The 23,939-nt window shown below is 65.8% G+C and carries 20 protein-coding genes and 1 riboswitch; of the genes, 6 read left to right on the top strand and 14 right to left on the bottom strand.

Annotated features, from left to right (window positions below):
- Positions 1-228: 228 nt before the first annotated feature.
- From K7W03_RS13750 to K7W03_RS13730, 5 genes are all read left to right on the top strand, one after another.
- Complete coding sequence (locus K7W03_RS13750) at positions 229-957, top strand: response regulator (protein ID WP_065846960.1); 729 nt, start codon at positions 229-231, stop codon at positions 955-957.
- 18 nt (positions 958-975) lie between these two features.
- Positions 976-2,346 carry an ATP-binding protein gene (locus K7W03_RS13745; RefSeq protein ID WP_044660810.1) on the top strand — a complete coding sequence of 457 codons (1,371 nt, stop codon included), beginning with the start codon at positions 976-978 and terminating at the stop codon, positions 2,344-2,346.
- A 434-nt stretch (positions 2,347-2,780) separates the two neighbouring features.
- Positions 2,781-4,724 carry a PrkA family serine protein kinase gene (locus K7W03_RS13740; protein ID WP_025546627.1) on the top strand — a complete coding sequence of 648 codons (1,944 nt, stop codon included), beginning with the start codon at positions 2,781-2,783 and terminating at the stop codon, positions 4,722-4,724.
- 19 nt (positions 4,725-4,743) lie between these two features.
- Positions 4,744-6,051 carry a YeaH/YhbH family protein gene (locus K7W03_RS13735; protein WP_222886547.1) on the top strand — a complete coding sequence of 436 codons (1,308 nt, stop codon included), beginning with the start codon at positions 4,744-4,746 and terminating at the stop codon, positions 6,049-6,051.
- A gap of 13 nt (positions 6,052-6,064) precedes the next feature.
- Positions 6,065-7,606: a SpoVR family protein gene (locus K7W03_RS13730; RefSeq protein ID WP_222886546.1), complete on the top strand. Its 1,542-nt coding sequence runs from the start codon at positions 6,065-6,067 to the stop codon at positions 7,604-7,606.
- A gap of 372 nt (positions 7,607-7,978) precedes the next feature.
- Here the strand turns inward: K7W03_RS13730 and cobF are convergent, their stop codons facing one another.
- The 5 genes from cobF to cbiE are packed head-to-tail and all read right to left on the bottom strand — an operon-like array spanning position 7,979 to position 12,396.
- Positions 7,979-8,734, bottom strand: coding sequence for a precorrin-6A synthase (deacetylating) (cobF, locus tag K7W03_RS13720; protein ID WP_222886545.1), 756 nt, complete (start codon positions 8,732-8,734; stop codon positions 7,979-7,981).
- Positions 8,731-10,050, bottom strand: coding sequence for a cobyrinate a,c-diamide synthase (locus K7W03_RS13715; protein WP_222886544.1), 1,320 nt, complete (start codon positions 10,048-10,050; stop codon positions 8,731-8,733). Before K7W03_RS13715 ends, cobF begins: the two co-directional genes overlap by 4 nt.
- The gene (cobM, locus tag K7W03_RS13710; protein WP_025546638.1) at positions 10,047-10,829 is read right to left on the bottom strand and encodes a precorrin-4 C(11)-methyltransferase; all 783 of its coding nucleotides are present in this window, start codon (positions 10,827-10,829) and stop codon (positions 10,047-10,049) included. Before cobM ends, K7W03_RS13715 begins: the two co-directional genes overlap by 4 nt.
- Positions 10,826-11,191 (bottom strand): cobalamin biosynthesis protein, encoded by a 366-nt coding sequence (locus tag K7W03_RS13705; RefSeq protein ID WP_222886543.1) that lies wholly within the window; start codon positions 11,189-11,191, stop codon positions 10,826-10,828. Before K7W03_RS13705 ends, cobM begins: the two co-directional genes overlap by 4 nt.
- The gene (gene cbiE, locus K7W03_RS13700; protein ID WP_222886542.1) at positions 11,188-12,396 is read right to left on the bottom strand and encodes a precorrin-6y C5,15-methyltransferase (decarboxylating) subunit CbiE; all 1,209 of its coding nucleotides are present in this window, start codon (positions 12,394-12,396) and stop codon (positions 11,188-11,190) included. The genes K7W03_RS13705 and cbiE overlap by 4 nt, the downstream gene beginning before the upstream one ends.
- Here cbiE and K7W03_RS13695 point away from each other — a divergent pair.
- The gene (locus K7W03_RS13695; protein ID WP_065846948.1) at positions 12,395-13,144 is read left to right on the top strand and encodes a cobalt-precorrin-6A reductase; all 750 of its coding nucleotides are present in this window, start codon (positions 12,395-12,397) and stop codon (positions 13,142-13,144) included. The genes cbiE and K7W03_RS13695 overlap by 2 nt on opposite strands.
- Here the strand turns inward: K7W03_RS13695 and cobJ are convergent.
- The 9 genes from cobJ to K7W03_RS13650 all read right to left on the bottom strand — a co-directional run bounded on the left by cobJ (position 13,120) and on the right by K7W03_RS13650 (position 23,877).
- Positions 13,120-13,869, bottom strand: coding sequence for a precorrin-3B C(17)-methyltransferase (cobJ, locus tag K7W03_RS13690; RefSeq protein WP_025546642.1), 750 nt, complete (start codon positions 13,867-13,869; stop codon positions 13,120-13,122). The genes K7W03_RS13695 and cobJ overlap by 25 nt on opposite strands.
- Positions 13,866-14,585, bottom strand: coding sequence for a precorrin-2 C(20)-methyltransferase (gene cobI / locus K7W03_RS13685; RefSeq protein ID WP_222886541.1), 720 nt, complete (start codon positions 14,583-14,585; stop codon positions 13,866-13,868). Before cobI ends, cobJ begins: the two co-directional genes overlap by 4 nt.
- Positions 14,582-15,211 (bottom strand): precorrin-8X methylmutase, encoded by a 630-nt coding sequence (locus K7W03_RS13680; RefSeq protein ID WP_044660799.1) that lies wholly within the window; start codon positions 15,209-15,211, stop codon positions 14,582-14,584. The genes cobI and K7W03_RS13680 overlap by 4 nt, the downstream gene beginning before the upstream one ends.
- Positions 15,211-16,275, bottom strand: coding sequence for a cobalamin biosynthesis protein CobG (locus K7W03_RS13675; protein WP_222886548.1), 1,065 nt, complete (start codon positions 16,273-16,275; stop codon positions 15,211-15,213). Before K7W03_RS13675 ends, K7W03_RS13680 begins: the two co-directional genes overlap by 1 nt.
- Positions 16,276-16,447: 172 nt before the next feature.
- Positions 16,448-16,669, bottom strand: a riboswitch (cobalamin riboswitch).
- Between the two features lie 72 nt (positions 16,670-16,741).
- Complete coding sequence (gene bluB / locus K7W03_RS13670) at positions 16,742-17,350, bottom strand: 5,6-dimethylbenzimidazole synthase (protein ID WP_076605713.1); 609 nt, start codon at positions 17,348-17,350, stop codon at positions 16,742-16,744.
- 17 nt (positions 17,351-17,367) lie between these two features.
- Positions 17,368-17,973, bottom strand: coding sequence for a cob(I)yrinic acid a,c-diamide adenosyltransferase (cobO, locus tag K7W03_RS13665; RefSeq protein WP_025546651.1), 606 nt, complete (start codon positions 17,971-17,973; stop codon positions 17,368-17,370).
- Positions 17,970-21,749: a cobaltochelatase subunit CobN gene (gene cobN / locus K7W03_RS13660; RefSeq protein ID WP_222886540.1), complete on the bottom strand. Its 3,780-nt coding sequence runs from the start codon at positions 21,747-21,749 to the stop codon at positions 17,970-17,972. The genes cobO and cobN overlap by 4 nt, the downstream gene beginning before the upstream one ends.
- Complete coding sequence (cobW, locus tag K7W03_RS13655) at positions 21,749-22,789, bottom strand: cobalamin biosynthesis protein CobW (RefSeq protein WP_222886539.1); 1,041 nt, start codon at positions 22,787-22,789, stop codon at positions 21,749-21,751. The genes cobN and cobW overlap by 1 nt, the downstream gene beginning before the upstream one ends.
- A complete protein-coding gene (locus K7W03_RS13650) occupies positions 22,786-23,877 on the bottom strand; it encodes a HoxN/HupN/NixA family nickel/cobalt transporter (protein ID WP_061933855.1) in 1,092 nt (363 codons plus the stop codon). The genes cobW and K7W03_RS13650 overlap by 4 nt, the downstream gene beginning before the upstream one ends.
- Positions 23,878-23,939 lie beyond the last annotated feature (62 nt).

The following is a 23,939-nucleotide window of genomic DNA, read 5'->3' as shown; positions in this document are numbered from 1 at the left end:
CAGAATGAAGATGGGGACTTCGCCCGGCGCAGGGGGAGGGAGGGGCGCGCCGGGCGAAGGTCGGCTCCTTCAAAAGGGGCGCCGACCTGCTCCTCATCCCTCTTCATCATGTCGCATGGTAGAGCGACTTTTCATCCGGTTGGATCATTGTGTAGCGGATTGTATCGATATGTAACGGCCGCCGCCGCGAGCGCAGACTTGCCGCGCGAATGCGGTTAGAAGGAGACGATGCCCGATATGCCGCCATCCCGCCCGTTCCGCGTGATCGTCGTCGATGATGATGAGGACATAAGGGGGCTGATCGTCGGACAGCTTGCGCAGGACCATTATGAGGTGGAGGCGGCCGGCAGCCTTGCCGAGTTGCGGGGCCTCATGGCGGCGGGGGCGGTCGACCTCATCGTGCTCGACCTCAACCTGCCAGACGGCGACGGCCTGTCGCTGTGCCGGGAATTGCGGGGGCAGGGCAATGGGGTTCAGATCATCATGGTGACGGCGCGGGGCAGCGCCATAGACCGGGTGCTGGGATTGGAACTGGGCGCGGACGATTATCTGACCAAGCCGTTCGAGCCGCGCGAGCTGCTGGTGCGGGTGCGCAACCTGCTGCGGCGGTCGCGCAGCGAGGAGCCGGCGCGGCAGAAGACGGCGCGGATCGCCCGCTTCGGATCGTGGCGGCTCGACCTGTTCCAGCGGCGGCTGATCGCCAGCGACGAGCGGCTGATCATGCTCTCCTCCGCCGAATTCCGGCTGCTGTCGCGCTTTATCGAGGAACCCAATGTGGTGCTCGCGCGCGAGGCGCTGGTGCCCGAACGCCGGGCCACGGCGGCGTTCGACCGGTCCATAGACCTGCAGGTCAGCCGGTTGCGGCAGAAACTGGCCGACAGCCCGGGCGGCGACGGCCTGATCCTGACGGTGCGGGGCGAAGGCTATGTGCTGGCGAGCACGGTGACCTATGAATGACGGGCGGATGATCGGCGCATGATGATCCCCGTCGTGGCGCGGGCGCGCAATTTCTTCCGGTCGCTGGTGGGACAGATATTCCTGCTGCTGACCGTCGGCATGACGATCGCCGCCGTGCTGGCGCTGCTGGTCGCGGAGCAGGCCCGGCATCTCGATTTCGAGCGCTGGCGCCTCCAGCGCGTCGTGGCCAGCGCCGTCGACATCGCGCAGCGGCTGAGTCACGATCCGGTCAAGATAGAGGCGATGCTGAAGGACCAGCAGATCATGGGGGCGAGGACCGCGCCGGAGGGCGTGGCGCTGGCGGACCCGGACCCGACGCTGGCGGACGCGCTGGCGGTGCGTTTCGGGCCGCACTCCAACCCCGAAGCGGGGCAGGTGCCGGTCGGGCTGTGCTTTCCGGCCGGCAAGGTCGATCCGAACAATCGGGCGGCGGGTCTGATCGACGCGCCACGGCCCGATTGCTGGGTCGTGCGCTTCACCGACGGCACGGGCGAACGGCGGTCGCTCGCCCTCTATTTGCCGCGGGTCGTCAAGCCGCCCAGCAATCTCGCCAAGCCGATCTACCTGCTGCTGATCCTGCTGTCCTCGGCGGGGCTGGCGATCGTCGTCGCGCGCTTCGTCGCCAAGCCGCTGCGCCGGCTGGAGCGGGCGGCCGAAGCCTTTTCGGTATCGGTCGATCCGGAGGAAATCCCGGAGCGGGGGCCGGAAGAAGTGCGGGCCGCCCTGTCGACCTTCAACCTGATGCAGCGCCGGGTCCGTGCGGGCTTTGCCGAGCGGACGCAGTTGCTGGCGGCGATCAGCCATGATCTTCAGACGCCGCTCACCCGCCTGCGCTTGCGGCTGGAACTGGTGGAGAACGAGGAGTTGCGGGCCCGCCTCTTGCAGGATCACCAGGCGATGATGACGCTGGTCCGCGAAGGGCTGGACCTGGCGGCGAGCACGGAGGCGCAGGAGGACTGGTCGGTGATCGACATCGATTCGCTGCTGACCAGCATGGCCGAAGACGCGCAGGACCTGGGATTGCCCGTGCGTTTCCTGTCAGGCTGCGGCGGCACGGTCCGGGTGAAGCCCAACGCGCTGACCCGCTGCATCAGCAATCTGGTGAACAATGCCGTGAAATATGGCGGCAGCGCCGACGTCAGTTGCATGCGGCAGGGCGCGCGCGTGCTGATCGAGGTGCGCGACCATGGGCCGGGCATCGCGCCCGATCAGTTGGACCAGATGTTCGAACCCTTCACCCGCGGTGTGGCGGGGCAGCCCGGCGGGCGGCCCGGGACCGGCATCGGCCTCACCATCGCGCGATCGCTGGCGCTGAGTTTCGAGGCGTCCGTGCGCCTGGCCAATGCGCCGGATGGCGGGCTGATCGCCACGATAGACATGCGGGCGTAACGGCATTTCCGCAGGCGGGAAGGATGCTGAAACAAGTTCAGCACACGCAATGCAGCCTTCGATCGGCGCGATCGCATCGTTCCATGCCTGGGAACCAATGCACCCCTGGTGAGATTATCTCCTTTACCCTCTTCCCTCCCGGGGGCTCAGGTGACACTATGCATCATATCGCGGCGGGGGAACGTCGCGCCGATTGGAAGATGCTGCATGACGGCGGCGCGGTAATGATCTTGCCGGTCGCATGAAGATGGTCGTGCGATTGCCGGAAATGCTTCTGCGTGGCCGGATAAGCATCGTGCGTTCTTTTTGCAGAAACATGCAGATCGACGATTGGACAGATTTGAATTTTTTACTCTGAACAGGTTCTATTGCACTGTTTTTACAGACCATAAGGGTCTATATACATTCCATGGCTACTTTAGCGGGAGTCGCCAGTGACAAAGAATGAGCTGTTTTCCAGCTTCACGCGGAAGTTCGATGATCGGCGTCAGGCCGAAATGTCTATCGAAGATTATCTGCTGGGATGTCGCAACGATCCATTGATGCATGCGTCCGCGCCGGAGCGGCTGCTGGCTGCAATCGGTGAGCCGGAGATCATCGACACCTCGCGCGATCAGCGGCTGGGCCGGATCTTCATGAACCGGACCATCCGCCGCTACAAGAGCTTCACCAATTTCTACGGCATGGAAGGGACAATCGAGCATATCGTCAGTTTCCTGCGCCACGCCAGCCAGGGATTGGAGGAGCGCAAGCAGATCCTCTACCTGCTGGGTCCGGTGGGCGGCGGCAAGTCGTCCCTGGCCGAACGGCTGAAGGCGCTGATGGAGGTGCATCCCATCTATGTGCTGAAGGCGGGGGATGAGATCAGCCCGATCTTCGAAAGCCCGCTCGCCTTGTTCGACGCCGAAACCCATGGCGACTATATCGAGGAGAATTACGCCATTCCCCGGCGGCGGCTGACCGGCATGATCAGCCCCTGGTGCCGCAAGCGGCTGGATGAATATGGCGGCGACATATCCCAGTTCAGGGTCGTGCGGATGATGCCGTCCCGCATGCGGCAGGTCGCCATCGCCAAGACCGAGCCGGGCGACGAGAACAACCAGGACATCAGTTCGCTGGTCGGCAAGGTCGACATCCGCAAGCTGGAGATGCTCTCGCAGAACGATCCGGACGCCTACAGCTATTCGGGCGGGCTCAACCGGGCGAACCAGGGCATGCTGGAATTCGTCGAGATGTTCAAGGCGCCGATCAAGATGCTCCACCCGTTGCTGACCGCGACGCAGGAGGGCAATTATATCGGCACGGAGAATATCGGCGCCATTCCCTATACCGGCATCATCATGGCCCATAGCAATGAATCGGAATGGGCGAATTTCAAGAACAACAAGAATAACGAAGCCTTTATCGACCGTATCTACGTCATCAAGGTTCCCTATAGTTTGCAGGCCACCGAAGAACGGCATGTCTATGAGAAGTTGCTGCGGGAATCGGACCTGAACAAGGCGCCCTGCGCGCCGGGGACTTTGGACATGCTGGCGCGTTTCTCCGTGCTGACGCGGCTGCGGGAGCATGAGAACAGCAATCTCTATTCCAAGATGCGCGTCTATGACGGCGAGATGCTGCGGGAAATCGATCCGAGGGCCAAGAGTCTTCAGGAATATCGCGACGCTGCTGGCGTGGACGAGGGCATGTCGGGCATTTCGACCCGCTTCGCCTTCAAGGCGCTGTCGGCCACCTTCAACCATGACACCAATGAGATTGCGGCCGATCCCGTGCACCTCATGTATGTGCTGGAGGGCATGGTCCGGCAGGAGCAGTTCCCCGCCGAGATCGAATCCCGCTATCTGGAGTTCATCAAGGGCGAGCTGGCGCCGCGCTATGCCGAGTTCATCGGCAATGAAATCCAGAAGGCTTATCTCGAATCCTACCATGATTATGGGCAGAACCTGTTCGACCGTTATGTCGCCTATGCCGATGCGTGGATCGAGGATCTGGACTTCAAGGACCCGGACACGGGTCAATTGCTGGACCGGGAGGTCATCAACCAGGAACTGTCCAAGACCGAAAAGCCCGCCGGAATCGCTAATCCCAAGGATTTCCGCAACGAGGTGGTGAAGTTCGCGCTGCGCATGCGGGCCAGCAATGACGGGCGCAACCCGTCATGGACCAGTTACGAGAAAATCCGCGAGGTGATCGAGAAGCGGATGTTCAGCCAGGTCGAGGACCTGCTGCCGGTCATCAGCTTCGGATCGAAGAAGGACGGCGAAACCGCGACCAAGCATGACGAATTCGTCGCGCGGATGATCGAAAGAGGCTATACTGAGCGGCAGGTTCGGCGGCTTGTCGAATGGTATATACGCGTCAAGCAGGCCGGATGATGGAGGCGCCAAGCCCGCCATGCACATAGTCGACAGACGGTTGAATCCAGGAGGCAAGAGCCTGGTCAACAGGCAGCGCTTCCTGCGGAGGGCAAGGGCATATGTGCAACAGGCGGTGCGCGACAGCCTGAAGGACCGCAGCATCAAGGATCTGGACAAGGAAGGCCAGATTTCGATCCAGCGCGACGTCATCCACGAACCGACGCTGCACCGCGCCGCGCAGGGGGGCAGCCGCGAACGGGTCTTCCCCGGCAATCACGATTATATGGAAGGCGACCGGATCAAGCGGCCCGATGGCGGCGCGGGCGCGGGGTCGAAGGCCGGGCAGGGCGAGGGGAATGACGATTTCCAGTTTGCGCTCAGCCGGGAAGAGTTTCTGGATCTGTTCCTCGACGATCTGGAGCTGCCGGACCTCGCCAAAAGGCGGCTGATCGGCGGGGCGGTCGACGGCATAAGGCGGGCAGGCTATTCGACGGTCGGCAACCCGTCCAACCTGTCCGTGCCGCGCACCATGCAGAAGGCGATGTCGCGTCGGTTGGCGCTGCGCCGTCCCAAGGGCGCCGATCTTGCCCGGATCGAGGAGGAGATCGCGCTGATCGAGGCGCGCGATCCGGCCCTGCCCGACGATGCCGTACGACTGGAGGCATTGCGCGAGGAACGCTCGACCGTCATCCGCCGCCGCAACCTGATCGCCTATATCGACCCTGTGGACCTGCGCTATCGCCGGTTTGAGACGGTGCCCAAGCCCGTGGCCCAGGCAGTGATGTTCTGCCTGATGGACGTCTCCGGCTCCATGACGGAGCATATGAAGGATCTGGCGAAGCGTTTCTTCGCGCTGCTGCACCTGTTCCTGTCGCGCTGCTACGAGCATGTGGAGGTGGTGTTCATCCACCATACCGACCGGGCGGCGGAGGTGGATGAGCAGACCTTCTTCTACAGCGCGGTGACGGGCGGAACTTTGGTGTCGAGCGCGCTGGAGAAACTGATCGAGGTGGTGCAGGAACGCTTCCGTCCGGATGACTGGAACATCTATGTGGCGCAGGCGTCGGACGGCGACACCATGCAGTCCGACAATGGTCGGGTAGTCAGCCTGATGCAGCAGGAAATCCTGCCCTTCAGCCAATATTTCGCCTATCTGGAAGTCGGGCGAGAGGAATTCGCCGACATAGAGACCATCGGCACGACGACCGGACTGTGGCAGGCCTATGCCCCGGTCAGCGAGGCAAACCGCAATTTCGTGATGCGCAAAGTGCATCATCGGCGGGAAATCTATCCGGTTTTCCGGGAGTTGTTCCAGCGCAAGGGCGTGGCGGAGCGGAGTTCATGATGGTGGAACCGGCATGACGGTCGAACTGGCGTCCGCCCCGCTGTTCACGGGAAGCGATTGGGACTTCGCGCTCATCAACCGCATTTACGAAACGATCGAGCCCATCGCGCTCCAGGAAATGAAGCTCGACATCTATCCCAACCAGATAGAGGTCATCAGCGCGGAGCAGATGCTGGACGCCTATTCCTCCATCGGCATGCCGCTCTTCTACAAGCACTGGTCCTTCGGCAAGCAGTTCGTGACCAATGAGATGATGTACCGCAAGGGGCTGCGCGGCCTGGCCTATGAGCTGGTCATCAACAGCGATCCCTGCATCAACTATCTGATGCAGGAAAACAGCGCGACGATGCAGACGCTGGTCATCGCCCATGCGGCCTTCGGGCATAATCATTTCTTCAAGAATAATTATGTCTTCAAGCAATGGACCGATGCCGAGGGAATTCTGGATTATCTGGAATTCGCCAAGCGCTACATCGCGAAATGCGAGGAACGCTACGGCCAATTGCCGGTCGAGCGGGTGCTGGACGCCGCCCATGCGCTGATGAACCAGGGCGTGCATCGCTATCCGCGCGTCCGCCCAAGGGACTTGAAGGCGGAGGCGGCGCGGGAGGCGGAACGGCAGGCCTATCGCGACCGCATCTATGACGATCTGTGGCGGACCGTGCCCACTGGAGCGAAGGCGGATGCGATCCCCAGCGACGCCAGACGGGCGGCGCTGGGACTGCCGCAGGAAAATATCCTCTATTTCCTGGAAAAGTCCGGTCCCCGGCTGGAAAGCTGGCAACGGGAGATTTTGCGGATCGTGCGGTTGATCGCGCAATATTTCTACCCGCAGCGCCAGACCAAGGCGATGAACGAAGGCGCTGCGACCTACACCCATTACCGCATCATGACGACGCTGCACGAACGGGGATGGCTGACCGACGGCGCCTTCATGGAATTCCTCTCATCCCATACCAATGTCGTCTATCAACCCACCTATGATTCAGGACAATTTGGCGGTTTCAACCCCTATGCCCTGGGCTTCGGCATCATGTCGGACATCGAAAGGGTCTGCCGTGCGCCGACGGAGGAGGATCGCGAATGGTTCGGGGATATTGCCGGATCGGGCGACCCGATGGAGGTGCTGAAGGACATATGGGCCAATTATCGGGACGAAAGCTTCGTTTCGCAATTTCTGAGCCCACATCTGATCCGGCAATGGCGGCTGTTCAAGATCCTCGACAAGCAGGGCGAATCGGAACTGCGGGTCGACGCCATTCATGATGAGCGCGGCTATCGCCGGATTCGGCGCTCCTTGGCGCGGGAATATGAAATCGGGCGGCAGGAACCCGACATACAGGTGGTCGATGTCGACCTGGCCGGCGACCGCAAGCTGATCGTCGAGCATTCGGTGCTGGACGGCGTCCAACTGGAGGCCCGCGATGCCGCTATGGTCTTGCAAAATCTGGCGAATCTCTGGGGTTATGAAGTGCTGTTGAAGGAGGTTGATTCCGAAACGCGCAAGGAATTGAAAAGCCATAGCGCGCAGCCCAATGCGGCCTGGCTGCGCTGAACCGGTGCGCGCGGCGGACGGGAAAAGGGCTGCGGCAAGATTCCGTTTTCAATCGATGATGGGAAAGGTTAAGTTGTCCGCCGGTTTTTCGTGGGCGAAGTCGGATCTGTCGCTCTGAAGGCGGTGGAGAGGATGGGCCCTGCGACAGGCAGGAGTTCGATTCATGACGAATGCTCTTACGCCAGAAGAATGTCTAGACCGGGCAAGAATGCATGATCAACTGGCAGCGACCACCGCGGATGCTTCGGCGCGCATGATGCATCAGGCAATGGCTGCCGAGTTCCGCCGCCGCGCCGAAACGGCATCGAGCGGCATGCGACAGGCCGCTAGCAGGCCGATCATCGAACTGATGCCGAACGTCGCCTGACGGCTTCAGGGTCGTCGGACCGTCGTGCGCCTTCGTAAAAGATAGATGTCCATGATCCAGCCGTGTTCCTGGCGGAGCGCGGCGCGGCATGAGGCGATTTCGGCCCCTCTCATGGCCAGCGGACCCTGGGCGAGCCTTTCCTGGGGCAATCCCAGATAGGCGCCCCACCAGATGTCGAGACCCTCTGGCGGCAGGGTCTGGAAGGCGCAATGGCCATCCAGCATGACGATCAGGCTGTCGGCGCAGTCCGGCCAGCCGCGTTCGCTGAGGCGCCGGCCGGTGGTGATCAGCACGGGATCGGCAAGGTCGTTGAGGCAGATGCCGTGGGCGGCGGTCAGCGCCTGTACGCTGGTGATGCCGGGGATCACGCAGACCTTCGCGCCCGGCAGGCGCCCGGCGATACGCAGGCTGCTGTCATAAAGCGACGGATCGCCCCAGACCAGCAGGGCGAGCCTGCCGCCTTCGGGAAGGTGCCGGGCGACCTGCTCCATCCAGAGCGCGGCGATGGCATCGTGCCAGTCGAGGACGGCGCCGACATAATCGGTCCGGTCCGCTCGCCGGGGCATGTCGAATTCCACGATTTTCACTGCCTGCGTCAGCAGTTCGGCGCAAATGGCGCGGCGCAGGTCGATGAGGTCGGACTTGGCGTCGCCCTTGCGGGGCAGCAGGATGAGGTCGGCGTCGTTCATCGCCTTCACCGCGGCGCGGGTGAGGTGATCGGGATTGCCCGTGCCGATGCCGATAAGGTCGATGCTGATCATGAGGAGGCTTTCGAAGCGGGAGCGATGAGGTGGAAGAAACTGCCGGTGACACGGCCGCGATGCGATCCCGTCGACGGAACGGCCTGACCTTCCGCGTCGGTCACATGAGCGAGCGGGCTGTCCGGTTGCTCGACGATGGTGGAATAATGGAATTCATGGCCGTTCAGCATCGCTCCCGGAGGCATGCCGCCCATCGGCGCCAGCAAGCGCGCCTGTCGGTAGCCAAGATGAAGGCGCCGTTCCGCGAAGCTGGTGACAAGGCCGAGCAGGCCGGCCATGGCATGTGCCTGCCCGTCGGCATCGATCAGCGCCTGTCCCAGCACCATATAGCCGCCGCATTCGCCATGGATCGGGCGGTCCAGTGCGTGGCGGCGCAGGCCGGAAAGGAAATGGGCCGCCTGCGCGATCCGGCCCGCATGGAGTTCGGGATAGCCGCCGGGGAGCCAGGCCGCATCGGCATCGGCCGCCGGCGCTTCGTCGGCCAGGGGGGAGAAGGGCAGGATTTCGGCGCCTGCATCCCGCCAGCCGGACAGGAGATGTGCATAGGTGAAGGAGAAGGCTTCGTCCCGGGCGATGGCGATGCGCTGGCCGGGTGGCGGCAGGGTCGGCATTGAAGCGCGATCCTGCGCCGGGGCGGACCGGGCCGCGCGACGGACGGCGTTGAGGTCCACATGGGTCGCCACGATGTCCGCCATCCGGTCGATGATCCGGTCGAGATCGGCCTGTTCGGCCGCCTGGACCAGACCCAGATGACGCTCCGGCAGGTGGAGCGCGGCGGAGCGCGGAATGGCGCCCAGGACGGGGATGCCCGCCCCCTCCATCGCCGCGCGGATCAGCCGTTCGTGGCGCTGGCTGGCGACATGGTTGAGGACGACGCCGGCCATGGAGATATCGGAACGAAGGCCACGGAAACCGCTGGCGATGGCGGCGGCGGACTGGCTCTGGCCCGACACGTCCATGACGAGAAGGACAGGCCAGCTGAACAGCGCCGCGATGTCCGCGCTCGCGCCGGTCCCGGCTTCCCCGATGGCGGGGGCGCCGTCGAACAGGCCCATCACGCCTTCCGCGACGATCAGCTCTGCGTCGGCCCGGCCTGCAACGGTCGCCATCTGCGGTGCGGACATCGCCCAACTGTCGAGATTGAAGGACGGGCGGCGGCTGGCCGCCTGCTGGAAGGCAGGGTCGATATAGTCGGGGCCGGACTTGAACGGCTGTACCCTGATGCCCATCCGGGAAAAGGCCCGCAGCAGGCCCAGCGTGAGGGTCGTCTTGCCCGATCCTGAACGGGGCGCCGCGATCAGAAGGCCCGGCGTCATGGCTTGTCGATGAAGGCGGAGTCGGCGCTGGCCGGTCGGAAACGGCGGTCATAGCCGGGCGCGTAGAGGCTGCTTTCCGCGAAATCCTCACTGCCCAGCACCGGGCCGACAAGAATGATGGCGGTCCGTTCGGGCCCGTCCGCAGCAGCTTCCCCGATGGTGCCCAGCGTCGCCCGCACGATCCGCTGATCCGGCCAGCTTGCGCGCCACACCACGGCCGCGGGGCAATGGGCGCCATGATGCGGGATCAGGTCGCGCACCACCTGCGCCAGATTATGGATCGACAGATGGATGGCGAGCGTCGCGCCGGTCGCGCCGAATGCGGAGAGGCTTTCACCGGACGGCATGGCGCTGGCGCGTCCCGGCGTCCGGGTGAGGATCACCGACTGGCCGAGTTCGGGCAGCGTCAGTTCGGCGCCGATGGCGGCAGCGGCGGCGGCGAAGGAGGGGACGCCGGGCGTGATGCTGAAAGGAATGCCGATCGCTTTCAGCCGCCGAAGCTGCTCGCCCATGGCCGACCAGACGGACAGGTCGCCGGAATGAAGGCGCGCGACGTCATGCCCCGCTTGATGGGCATCGACGATGATGGCGACGATCTCGTCCAGGGTCAGCGGCGCCGTGTTGACGATCCGCGCGCCTGCCGGACAATGATCGAGCAGGGCGGCGGGCACCAGCGATCCGGCATAGAGACAGACCGGAGAACGCGCGATCAGGTCGCGCCCGCGCAGGGTGATGAGGTCGGGCGCGCCGGGACCGGCGCCGATGAAATGAACGGTCAAGAGGCAGGGCTTTCGGCTAGGGCGCAACTTGCGAGGCGGTCGGAAGAGAAGGCGCGGGGGGAAAGCAGGCGGCCCTTTAGCCCTGAGGCGGCGAGGGCCGTGGCTTCGGCGACGCTGCCGGTGCCATGGGCGGCCATGCTGGCGGGAGATCGGGTGGCCACGGGCTGTTCCGCCAGCCTTTCCACGCCGACGGCCATCAGGGGCAGGGCGAGCTTGTGCGCCAATGGCGCAAGCTGCCCGGCCTTGCCATCGAGGGTTGCCAGCGCGTCGACGGCGATCATGGCGCCCGTCGCCTGCTCCAGCGCCGATTCCAGCGAAGCGAGCGACGCGCTGTGGCGGAAGCCGAAGCCGGCGACGATCATAGCGTCACGCTCCACTGCACCAGCGGATAGGCGGAACGCCAGCTGCGACGGCTGCCCAGGGGCATCGCCTGCGCAAGCTCGATGCGAAGCAGGTCGCCGCCCTTGTCGGCATGCCATTTGGCAAGCAGCGCTTCGGATTCCAGCGTGACGGCATTGGCGACAAGGCGCGTGGGACCGCCGGGCAGGGCGAACAATGTCGCGAGCAGGGACTGGCTCAGCCCTCCGCCGATGAAGACGGCCTCAGGGCGGGTCCGGCCGGTCAGGATGTCGGGCGCTCTGCCCTCCATGACGGTCAGGCGGTCGACGCCCAGATGAAGGGCATTGGCGCGCGCCCGGGCGGCGCGGTCCGGATCGGCCTCGAAAGCGGCGGCCTGGGTGGAGGAATGGGCGAGCAGCCATTCTATGGCGATGGAGCCGGAACCTGCGCCTATGTCCCATAATGTCTCGCCGGGGCGGGGCGCCAGGGCGGACAGGGTCAGGGCGCGGGCCGGGCGCTTGGTGATCTGGCCGTCATGGTCGAACCAGTCGTCGGGGATGCCGCTGGAGCGGGGGAGCGTCCTGCCTTCGCCCGCCACGGACAGGCCGACCGCAACGGGATGCGCGATATCGGCAAGGTCCGGCGCCTCGGCCGTGCACTGGCGGATATGTTCGCGGGGGCCGCCCAACGCTTCCAGCACATGCAGGGTCGAACGGCCGAAGCCCTGTTCCGTCAGCCAGGCGGCAAGCTCGCCCGCCGCCTGCCCGTCGCGCAGCAGCAATATGGCGCGGCGGCCGGGCACGAGACCGGGGCGCAACCGCGTCAGCGGCGCGGCGTGGAGGCCATGGCATTCCACGTCCTGAAGCGCCCAGCCCAGCCGCGCGGCGGCAAGGGAGAATGTGGAGGGGGCAGGGTGCGCCGTCCATTCATCCGGCCGCAAATGCCGCGTGATGCTGCTCCCCGCGCCGAACCAGAAGGGATCGCCGGAGGCAAGCAGGACGGTTGGGTCTCCACGGCGGGCGAGCAGCATCGGAACGCCCGCCGCGAACGGGACTGGCCAGGGCAGGCTTTCGGCCCTAAGGGCTGGCAGCAGCGCAAGATGGCGCGGCGCTCCGGCGACGAGCGCGGCTTTCTCCAGCGCTTCGCGGGCGGCGGACGACAGGCCATTCGGGCCGTCTTCCCCGATGCCGACGATCGTCAGCCACGGACCGTCAGGAGTATCGGCCATGTCCAACATCCTCATTCTGGGCGGCACCACGGAAGCGAGCGCGCTTGCGGCTGCTCTTGCCGAGCGGGGCGTTCGCGCGGTGTTGAGCTATGCGGGGCGGACGGACAAACCACGGGCGCAGCCGGTGCCGGTGCGCGTCGGCGGCTTCGGGGGCATGGCCGGCCTCGCGCACTATTTGCGGGAGGAAGGCGTCACCCATCTGGTGGACGCCACTCATCCCTTCGCCGCTGTAATGAGCGGGAATGCCCTTGGCGCGGCGCGGGAGGCGGGGGTGGAGCACATCATGCTGACCCGGCCGCCCTGGACCGCAGCGGAGGGAGACCGCTGGACCCATGTGCCGGACATGGCCGGGGCGGTGGCGGCGCTGGAGGGAGCCAGGCGGAATGTGATGCTGGCCCTGGGGCGCATGCATGTGGACGCCTTCGCCGTGCAGCCTCAGCATCATTATCTGTTGCGCTTCGTCGATATGCCCGCCGTTGTGCCGGGGCTGCCCGATCATGCGCTGGTGATCGACCGCGGTCCCTTCACGGTGGAGGGCGACATGCAGTTGATGCGCGCCCATGGCATCGACTGCGTGGTGTCGAAAAATGCGGGCGGCGGCGGCGCGCGGGCGAAGCTGGTCGCCGCGCGGATGCTGGGACTGCCGGTCGTGATGATCGAGCGTCCGGCCTGTCCAGCGGCGCAGGTGACGCATGAGGTCGCCGGGGTGCTGCAATGGCTGGGTCATGCGGCGGAGCGCGGCGTATAGAGGATCGGCGGGCCGGAGCGTTCGATCAGCCGGGTGCGGCTGGAACCGACGATGACCATGGTGCGCATGTCGGCCATGTCCGCAGTGGCCCGGCTCAACGGCACCACGCTCAGCGTTTCCTCCGGCGTGGAGACGGCCCGGGCGAACAGGATGAACCGGTCCTCGCCGCATTCTTCGCGCAGGATCGCCAGCGCCCGCCCGAAACCCTCCGGCCGGGAACGGGAACGGGGATTGTAGAAGGCCATGGCGAAATCGGCCTGTGCGGCGAGGCGCAGGCGGCGCTCGATCAGCGGCCAGGGCTTGAGATTGTCGGACAGGTTGATGGCGCAGAAATCATGGCCGAGCGGCGCGCCCGCCCTTGCGGCGGCGGCGAGCATGGCGGTGATTCCAGGCAGGACGCGGATGTCGAGGTCGCGCCAGTCCTCCGGCCCTGCCTCCACGGCTTCGAACAGGGCGGATGCCATGGCGAAGACCCCCGGATCGCCCGAGGAAACCACCGCCACCCGCTTGCCCTGCGCGGCGAGGGCCAGGGCATGGGCGGCGCGGTCGAGTTCGACCCGATTGTCCGAGGCGTGGAGCGTCAGGCCCGGTCTTTGGGCCACCCGGGCGACATAGGGGATGTATCCGATGACGTCGCTCGCCTGCGCCAGCGCATCCGACACCTCCGGCGTGATGAGCGCGTCCGCTCCCGGACCAAGACCGGCTGCCACGACCCATCCGGTCATGGACGGCGACCCTGTCCGTGGACCAGCAGGATCGAAAAATAGGCGGTGACGTCGGTCGCTTCCGCCAGCGGGGTGATGCGCTGATCCGCCATGGTCGCATATTCGACCAGCCAGGCGCTGTCCTGCTTGCCCGCAGCTTCGACGGCGCGGCGAAGCCTGGGAAGGTTGCGGCCGATCTTCATGACGACCAGAGCATGGCTGTCGCGGATGCGGCGGGTCAGTTCCTTTTCGGACAGGGTGGCCATCAACACCGTCAGGACATCGTCGCCCCAACTGATCGGCGTGCCGCTGGCGGTCCAGGCGCCGGACATGCCGGTGATGCCGGGGACGATCTTCACCGGCGCCGCAAGGCGGCTGTGCAGGTGCATGAAGCTGCCGTAGAAGAAGGGATCGCCTTCGCAAAGGACGACCACATCCTCGCCGCGTGCCGAAAGCCCGTCCAGATGCGCCGTGCAATCGGCATAGAAGGTCGAGAGCAGATCATTGTAGCGTGGGTCGGACAGCGGGATTTCCGTCGTGACCGGATATTCCATCGGATATTCGACGGCATCGGCGCGCAACATGCCCTCCACGATGCTGCGGGCATGGCCCGACCTTCCCCTCTTGCGGAAATAGGCGATGTGCCGGGCATTGCGGATCAGCCGGTCGGCGCGGACGCTCATCAGGTCCTGCGCCCCCGGTCCCAGGCCGACGCCATGGATGGTCCCGCCGCTCATTCCGCCGGGCTCGCTATCGCATTCACCGCCGCGACCGTGATGGCGCTGCCGCCGGGGCGACCCTCCACGATACAGCAGGGGACGGGCCGGCTGCGCCAGAGCGCTTCCTTCGATTCCGCCGCGCCGACGAAGCCGACGGGGCAGCCGATGATCGCGGCCGGGCGGGGGCAGTCGGGGTCCTCCAGCATGTTGAGCAGATGGAAAAGCGCCGTCGGGGCATTGCCGATCGCGACCAGCGCGCCCTCCAGATGCGGGCGCCAGAGTTCGAGCGCCGCGGCCGAGCGGGTGTTGGACATTTGCGCCGCCAGGGCAGGCACCTGCGGATCGTTCAGGGTGCAGAGGATCGGATTGGCGGCGGGCAGGCGCTTCAAGGTTATGCCCTCCGACACCATGCGCGCGTCGCATAGGATCGGCGCGCCCGCCTGAAGCGCGGCGATGGCGTCCCGGGCGAAGGACGGCGAAAAGCGGATGTGGGAAGCAAGTCCGACCAGACCCGCCGCATGGATCATGCGGACGGCGATGCGTTCCTCCTCGGGCGAGAAGCGGGCAAGGTCGGCTTCGGCGCGAATGGTGCGGAAGGACTGCCGGTAGATGGCGGCTCCGTCGGTTTCGTAGCTGTGGGGCATCAGGGCCTTCCGAAAAGGGCGAGGATTTGTCGGGCGGTCAGGCCGGTCGTTTCCGGCGGCGATCCGGCGCGGGCGTTGCGGGACAGGTCGAAGCGGCCCTGCCGGCCGGTGAGGACCAGCCCTGCGGGCCTTTGGCGGGCGCAGCCCTTGGCGCAGCCGGACACATGCAGCGACCCTTCGACAAGGGGCGCGAGCCGGGTGGCGAGGCCGCGGGTCTCGACGCTTGCCTGCGGGCATGCGGGCGCGCCGGGGCAGGCGTCGACGCGGAGCAGGCCGTCAGGGGAGGCGTGCTCCGCCCTGTCTGCGCCGCCCTCCAGGATCAAACCGCGCCATGGGGTGAGGCGCAGGGCCGTGACATGCGGTTCCCCGGCCAGCGCGATAAGGCTGTCGGCGTCAAGCTGACCGAAGGGAATGCCGTGGAAAGGCCCCGATGCCTCCGCCAGCAATTGGGACAGCGGGCGGGACGGCGCGGGCGCGATGTCGGCAGCGGTCGGCAGCGGGGCTTCGTGCCGGGCCGCGCGGCCCGATGCGCCCCCGCCCGTGGCAAGGAACCAGCGGGCAAGCGCAATCAGGTCGCGCGCCGCCGTTTCGACGCTGGTGTGCGATCCCAGCGGACGCCCCTCCACCCGCAGCAGCAGCCTGCCCGCCTCGCTGCGCTCGAACCGGAAATCGGCGGGGACGGCGGCAAGACAGGGGGCTGGCCCGGCATCTATGGCGATCCCGATCTTGGAAGGAAGCTGGGGCAGCTCATCGATGTGGGCGATCAGGCTGAGCGCGACGCTTTCCGTGTCATCCCCGGGCGATGAATCGGGAGCGAGCAGGAAATTGCGGCGCGCTTCGCGGGCCGGATCGTGATCTGCAAGGCCCAGGGCGACAAGGTGCCGGAGCAGCGGGCCATGGCCTTGTTCCGTCACGCCGCGAAGCTGGAGCGCGGCCCGGTTGGTGAGGTCGACAAGGCCATTGCCGTGAAGACGTGCGGCTTCGGCAAGGCCGATGGCCTGGGGGACGGTCAGACGGCCCAGCGGTGGACGGACCCGCACCAGCAGCCCGTCGCCCGCCATCATCGGGCGCCATGCCGTCGGGCACCAGCCGCGAATGGCGGCGGACGATGCGCTTTGCGCGTCTGGCAACGGACCTTACCTCCCACGTCGCAACGACGGCCGGAGGGTTCACCCCCAACCGCATTTCGTCGCCCGTGCGGAGAACCGAGCCGTGACCATCCCCTGGACCATGGCTAGAGCGACCTTTGCGTTCGGCAGGTCTCCTGGCTTGCGGGTCGTCGCTTCGGCACGGGCCTTCCCGGATCGCTCCAGTGGCTGGCCGTTCCCCGGGGGGAACCGCACGTCCTTGCCTTGCTCGCCGCTCACAGTTGCAGGGACAGCCACGGATTAGGGAGTCTCCTCCCGCACCGCGTTCCCATTTAAGCCCCTTCGGGGCACCGACGCGATCGATGGAGCGGGCGGAACCCGCTCCAAAAACGCTCATAGGCCGGGCGGAAAGGAAAGGGAAGAGGCCTTCGGACGGGAATCGTCAGCGCGTGACAATGGTGGAATGCCAGTCTGTGCGATGTTCCCAGCCGCGCCTCTCCAGTTCCGGCGTCGCCTCCTCGCTCACCGGATAGCCCAGGCACAGCAGGCCGAGGCAGCGCCAGTTTTCCGGAATGGCGAGCAGGGCGTCTACGGTCGGGCGGTCGAGGATCGAAACCCAGCCCATGCCGATGCCGCGCGTGCGGGCAGCCAGCCAGAGGGTGTGGATCGCCATCACGCAGCTATAGCGGCGCGCCTCCGGCATGGTGATCGCGCCCAGCCTGTGGCCGGTTTCCGTGCCTTCGTCGCAATAGACCGCGAAAAGCACCGGCGCTTCGCGCAGGCCGTGCAATTTCAGGCTTCGGTACAGCCTGTCTTCCTCCCCCCGATAGATACTGCCCGCCTCGATCACCTGCGCGTCGACATGGGCGGCAAGATCCTCGCGCAAGGCGGGCGTTTCGATCCGGACGAAACGCCAGGGCTGCGAAAGCCCGACAGAGGGCGCGCTATGGGCGAGGGCAAGGAGCCGTTCGACCTCGCTCTCGTCCAGCGGATCGGTGAGGAAATGGCGCACGTCGCGGCGCAGGTGCACCAGTTCCTCGAAGGCGGCGATGTCGAAGGCGGTGTGTGTCAGAATTCGATTCCCGGCTGGGCCTTCACGCCGCTGCGGAAGGGATGTTTGACGAGGGTCATTTCAGTGACGAGATCGGCCGCCTCTATCAGCGCCTCGGGCGCGTTGCGGCCTGTGACGATGACATGCTTCATTTCGCCCCTGGCGGTCACGGCCTCCAGCACCTCTTCGACCGGAAGATAGTCGTAGCGCAGGACGATGTTGAGTTCATCGGCAAGGACCATGTCATAGGCCGGATCGGCGATCATGCGTTTCACCTCATCCCATGCTTCGCGTGCAAGGGCAATGTCCCGCGTCCGGTCCTGCGTGTTCCAGGTGAAGCCTTCGCCCATCGGCTTGAATTCGACATTGTCGGGGAATGCATCGAACACCCGTTTTTCTCCGGTGGTCATCGCGCCCTTCACGAACTGCACGACGCCCACCTTCCTGCCATGGCCGATGGCGCGGACCACCATGCCGAGCGCGGCGGTCGTCTTGCCCTTGCCCTTGCCGGTGTGGACGATCAGCAGGCCCTTTTCCTGCGTCTTGGTCGCCATGATCCTGTCATGGGCGGCCTGTTTCTTCTTCATCTTTTCGGCATGCTGTTCGGGCGTGCGTTCGATCATTGCGGGGCATCCTTGAGTTGGGAGAGAAGCATGGCGGCGCTGTTCGACCGGGGTTTCCAAAGGGCGCGGTCCAGCGCTTCGTGGAGGCGGGCGGCGGTCTCCCGCAGGGCGGCCGGATTGGCTTCCGCCATGAAGGCGCGAACCGCCTCATCCTCGATGAAGGCGGCGTGGACCGCGTCGAAATGATGGTCCTTCACCGCATGGGTGGTCGCGGCGAAGGCGAAGAGATAGTCGACGGAGGCCGCGATCTCGAACGCGCCCTTGTAGCCGTGGCGCATCATGCCCGCGATCCATTTGGGGTTGGCGACGCGGGCGCGGACGATGCGGCCGATCTCGTCCTCCAGCGTGCGGATGACGGGACGTTCGGGACGGCTGTGGTCGTTATGATAGCTGAGCGGCCTCCTGCCGGAGAGATGCTCGACCGCGGCGGCGATGCCGCCCTCGAACTGGTAGTAATCGTCGCTGTCGAGCAGGTCGTGCTCGCGATTGTCCTGATTCTGGATCAGCGCGTCGGCTTCGGTCAGGCGCTGCGCGAAGAGGCCGCGTTCGCTGTCGCCTTCCACCCCGCCGCCATAGGCATAGCTGCCCCAGTCGAGATAGACATTGGCAAGGTCCGACCGGTCGTGCCAGATCTTCTCGTCGATCATCGCCTGGAGGCCGGCGCCATAGGCGCCCGGTTTCGAACCGAAAACGCGGCTTCCCGCGCGGCGCCGCGCGGCCTTTTCCGGCGTGCCCTGCGCGATCAGCGCGGCGGTTTCGATGCGGTGGTGGGCGGCGGCTGGATTGTCCTCGTCCGGCTCGTCCAGCGCCATGACGGCGCGGGCGGCGCTGTCGATCAGGTCGATCTGTTCCGGGAAGGCGTCGCGGAAGAAGCCGGACACGCGGAAGGTGACGTCGACGCGGGGGCGGTTCAGTTCCGCGATCTTCATGACCTCGAAACCGATGACCCGGCCCGAAGCCCAGTCCCAGCGAGGCCGGACGCCCATCAGGGCCAGCGCCTGCGCTATGTCGTCGCCGCCGGTCCGCATATTGGCGGTGCCCCAGGCGGAAAGGGCGATGGCGCGGGGATAGTCGCCCTCGCGCTGGAGATAGTCCTGCACGATGAGATCGGCGGAGCGCTGCCCGAGATTCCATGCCGCCACCGTGGGCACGGCCCTGGTGTCGACCGAATAGAAATTGCGCCCGGTGGGGAGGACGTCGGGGCGACCCCTGGTGGGCGCTCCGGAAGGGCCCGGGGCGACGAAATCGCCGTTGAGGGCTTTGAGGAGTGCGGCTTTTTCGGCCTCTCCGCAGCCATCGACGCGCGGGGCGAGATCGGTTTCGATAGCCTTGAGAACCGCAGCGCTCCGTGGACCGGGAGCGCCTTTCCGGCAACTGCCGTCATCCCCGCACGCGCGGGAATGACGATGTTCCAACTCATCGAGCAGGCGGATGGCGTGAAGTTCCAGCCGTTCCACCGTGTCGCCCGTGCTGCGCCAAGGTACTCCTGTCAGGCTTTGCAGCGCTTCCGGCCGGGGTCCGGCCCAGGGCGCGCCCATCGTGCAGTCGAGCGGGTCGAAATCCAGCCCCAGATCATCCGCCAGCGCACGGAGCAGGGACTGCTGGCCGGCATCGTCCATACCCCTTGGGCAGCGGGCAAGGGAAATGAGCAGGTCGCGGCGAAGGGAACCCTCCGGGCTTTGCGTGAAGACGTGCAGCCCGTCGCGTATCTGCATTTCCTTGAGTTCGCACAGATAGTTGTCGATCGCTGCTAAAGCCTCGTCTCCGCTTCCCTGCGCGCCTGAATCCTTGTCCAGCCCTTGCGAGGCGGCGAGGGCCAGAATGTCCTTGCGCAGCGTTTCCAGCCGGCGTGGGTCCATGCCGGCGGCGAGATAATATTCGTCGACCAGAGCCTCCAGTTCCTTGAGCGGGCCATAGCTCTCGGCGCGGGTCAATGGCGGCGTCAGATGGTCGACGATGCAGGCGCCGATGCGACGCTTGGCCTGGGTGCCTTCGCCGGGATCGTTGACGATGAACGGATAGATTTGGGGGATCGGCCCGGCGCAGATTTCCGGAAAGCAGTTTTCGGACAGCGCGATCGCCTTGCCCGGCAGCCATTCGAGATTGCCGTGCTTGCCGACATGGACGACGGCATGGGCGCCGAAATCGCCGGCCAGCCAGATATGGAAGGCGAGATAGGCATGGGGCGGGGGCAGCGCCGGGTCGTGATAGCTGCTCTTGGGATCGACATGATAACCGCGCGACGGCTGCACGGCGACCGCGATCCGGCCGAAGCGGTGCACCGGCAGATGGAAGGCGCCATCGCGGAAAAAAGGATCGGTTTCGGGCGCGCCCCAACGGCGTTGGACCGCTTCGCGGACCCCTTGGGGCAGCGTGGCGAAGGCTGCGTCATAGGCCTGGAGCGAGAGGGTGATTTCACCCGGACGGTCCGGCGCGGCATTGGTGATGCCACCTGTCATGCGCTGCATCAGCGCGGCGCCGTCGGTGGGCGCATCATCCGTTCCGTAGCCTGCTTCCGCCAGGGCCTTCAGAATGGCGGCGGCACTGGCGGGCGTATCGAGGCCGACGCCATTGCCGATGCGGCCATCCCTGTTGGGATAGTTGGCGAGGATGAGCGCGACGCGACGTTCCTCCACTCGCGTTCTACGGAGTTTAGCCCAATTTGCAGTAAGTTGGGATACGAAGCTGACACGATCTTCCAGTATCTGGGGCACGACGATGCTGCATTCCGTGCGGGCATCGAACCGTGCCGCAGCCTTGAAGGCGACCGCGCGGGTGAAGAGGCGGCCGTCCACCTCCGGCAGCGCGACATGCATGGCGAGGTCGCGGGGGCCAAGCCCGCGGGCACTCGACTCCCAGGCGCTCTGTTCGGCGCTGGCGAAGATCGTCTGGAGGATCGCGCAATCCGCCTGTTCGAGGATAGAGGGCGTGCGCGGCTCGCCCGGCGCGCTGGCGGCAAAGGCGGTGGCGTTGAGGATGACGTCCGGCGGCGCCTCCGCCATCAGCCCTTGCAGGAAGTCCCGGGCGAAAGGTTCGCGCAAGGCGCGCGCATGGACGGGAAGGACGTTGAGGCCCGCCGTCTCCAATCCCGCGACCATGCGGTCCACGGCGTCCAGCGTGCCCGCGATCAGCAGCGCGCGGTAGAAGAGGAAGAGGGCCGTCGGCTGCCCTGCCTTCCATCCGCTCCTGACCTGATCCAGCGTGGGTCGATCCACGCCGGGCAAATAGAGGCCCGCGTCGGCCACCGGAACGGGCGCATCGGGAACGCCCGCATCGAAGCCGGCAAGGCGGGCGGCGTTGCGCAGGAAGGCGATGGCGTTGGCAATGCCGCCCTGCCGCAGATAGTCGCGCAGGAGATCGCAGCTCTCCGCCGCGACGGTCGATGCGGCGCGCAACGCGGGGTCATCCTCTCGCCCATCGGCGATCGCCGCAAAGGCTATGCCCTTTTTCCGGGCGATATTTGCAATCTCATCAATGCCATAGGGCCAATAGCTCTTGCCGCCCAGCAGGATGACGCAGACGAATTTGGCGTGGGCGACGACCTTTTCGACATACAGATCGACGGAATAGGGGTGCTTGAGCTGGAGGAGATTGGCCAGCCGGATTTCGGGCGCCGCCCTGCCCAGTTCCTGCCCCAGAACATGGGCTGCGCTCGCGAAACAGGCAAGTTCGCTGTCCGCCACGGTCAGCAGCACGATGTCGCCCGGCGACTGGCCGAGGTCGATGGCTTCGTCGCCGTTGGAGACGGTGCCGGGCGTGGCGGTCAGCAGATGCATCAGGCAGCGGCCATCTGCGCGCCGAGCGCGGCCTCTATGGCGGCGCGGTCCATGCCGCTCTGGCCGATCACCACCAGGCGGGAGCGGCGCGGTTCGTCGGCCTGCCAGTGCCGGTCATAATGATGCTGGATGCGGGGGCCGACGGCTTGCAGCACGAGGCGGGCGGGGCGCCCTTCTATGGCGAGGAAGCCCTTCACCCGCAGGATGTCATGCACGGCGATGCTCTCCGCCAGCGCCGCCAACAGCGGCTCCGGACCGGAAAGTTCGCCCAGATCGACGATGAAGCTCTCGAAATCGTCATGGTCGTGATCCTCCCCATCGTCATGGTGCGAGGGACGGGCATCGATCCCGTCCTCCGCCCCGGCGCCAAGGCCGAGCAATATGGCCGGATCGATCTCTCCCCTCGCCGTGCGGAGGATGCGGACGCCGGGGCGGATTTCCTGGGCCAGTTCCTGCTCCAGCACGGCCAGCCGGTCCATGGCGACCAGATCGGTCTTGTTGAGCAGGACAAGGTCGGCGCAGGCAAGCTGGTCCTCGAACAGTTCCTCGATGGGGCTGTCATGATCCAGCGTCGGGTCGGCCGCGCGGGCGGCGGCGAGCGCCGCCTCGTCATGGGCGAAGCGACCCTCCGCCAGCGCTTCGGCGTCGATCAGGGCGATCACTCCGTCGACCGTGGCGCGCGTGCGGATGTCGGGCCATTGGAAGGCCTTCACCAGCGGCTTGGGCAGGGCAAGGCCGCTGGTCTCGATGATGATGTGATCGGGCGGGGTGGGCCGGTCGAGCAGCTTTTGCATGGTCGGCAGGAAATCGTCGGCCACGGTGCAGCAGATGCAGCCATTGGCCAGTTCGATGATGTCCTCGTCCGGGCAGGCTTCGTCGCCGCAGCCCCGCACCAGCGCGCCGTCGACGCCCACGTCCCCGAATTCGTTGATGATGAGGGCGAGGTGGCGGCCGCCCGCATGTTCGATGAGGTGACGGATCAGCGTGGTCTTGCCGGCGCCGAGAAAGCCGGTGATGACGGTGGCGGGAACCTTTTTCATGCGGGATTTCCTTGCGGTTGGTGGCTGGGGATGGGAGCGACTTCGATCTCGTCGAAGCCTTTCCAGCGATAGATGGCCCAGCTCAGCAGCCAGCAGGCGGCGAACAGGCCGATGATGATGAAGCCGAGGCTGTTGAAATGCTCGCCAAGGTCGGCGGCAAGGGTCCATACGCCGCCGCTGAGGCCGAGCTTGTCGCCCAGCAGGGCCGCTGCCTCGATCCCGCCGATGAGCAGCGCGACCAGCGCCGACACCAGCGTGATGGTGATATTGTAGTAGAGCTTGCGGATCGGCTTCACGAACGCCCACTGGTAGGCGCCCATCATCAGGGCACCGTCCGCCGTGTCGATCAGCGCCATGCCCGCCGCGAAGAGCAGGGGAAAGATGAGGACGGTCGCAACCGAAAGGCCGCTGGCGGCCTGACCGGCGGACAGGCCCAGAATGGCGACTTCGGTTGCGGTATCGAAGCCCAGGCCGAAGAGGAAGCCGAGCGGAGCCATGTGCCAGCTTCGCGTCACCAGCCGGAAAAGCGGGCGGAAGAGGCGTGCGAGCAAACCCCGGTTGCCGAGCAATATGTCCATATCTTCATCGACATAGGCTCCACCCTTTCGAACATGGTTGAACGTCCTGAGAACTGATCGGAGGATGATCAGGTTCATCGCCGCGATGGCGAAGAGGAAGGTCGCCGACACCATTGTCGCGATGGTGCCGCCGATGGCTCCCGCCGCTTCCACCCGGCTCAGCGCATTGGCGGCGACAGCGATGGCGACGGCGGCGATCAGGACGATGCCGCTATGGCCGATGGCGAACCAGAAGCCGACGGTCAGGGGCCGCTGGCCGTCCTGCATCAGCTTGCGGGTCACATTGTCGATGGCGGCGATATGATCGGCGTCCACGGCATGGCGGAGGCCCAGGCTCCAGGCCAGCAACGCCGTGCCCAGCATGACCGGATCGCCCGCGAAGATCGTGAAGGCCGCGATCCACGCCGTCAGATTGGCGGCGATGAGCCCGGCGAACATGCCGGTCGCGCGGCGGCGAAGACGGCTGGCCGGCGCCCCGGGCGATTCCGGCTCATGGGTCGATATGCTCATAGGGTCGGTACCCCGTCGGCGTCTGCGAAACCGGACGGGAGCCGCCTTCATGCCGGACGAAC

Source organism: Sphingobium sp. PNB, from assembly GCF_019873065.1.
In the GTDB taxonomy this organism is placed as follows: Bacteria; Pseudomonadota; Alphaproteobacteria; order Sphingomonadales; family Sphingomonadaceae; genus Sphingobium; species Sphingobium fuliginis.
The sequence above is the reverse complement of the archived record's forward strand: the minus strand, read 5'-3'. Positions and strand labels throughout refer to the sequence as shown.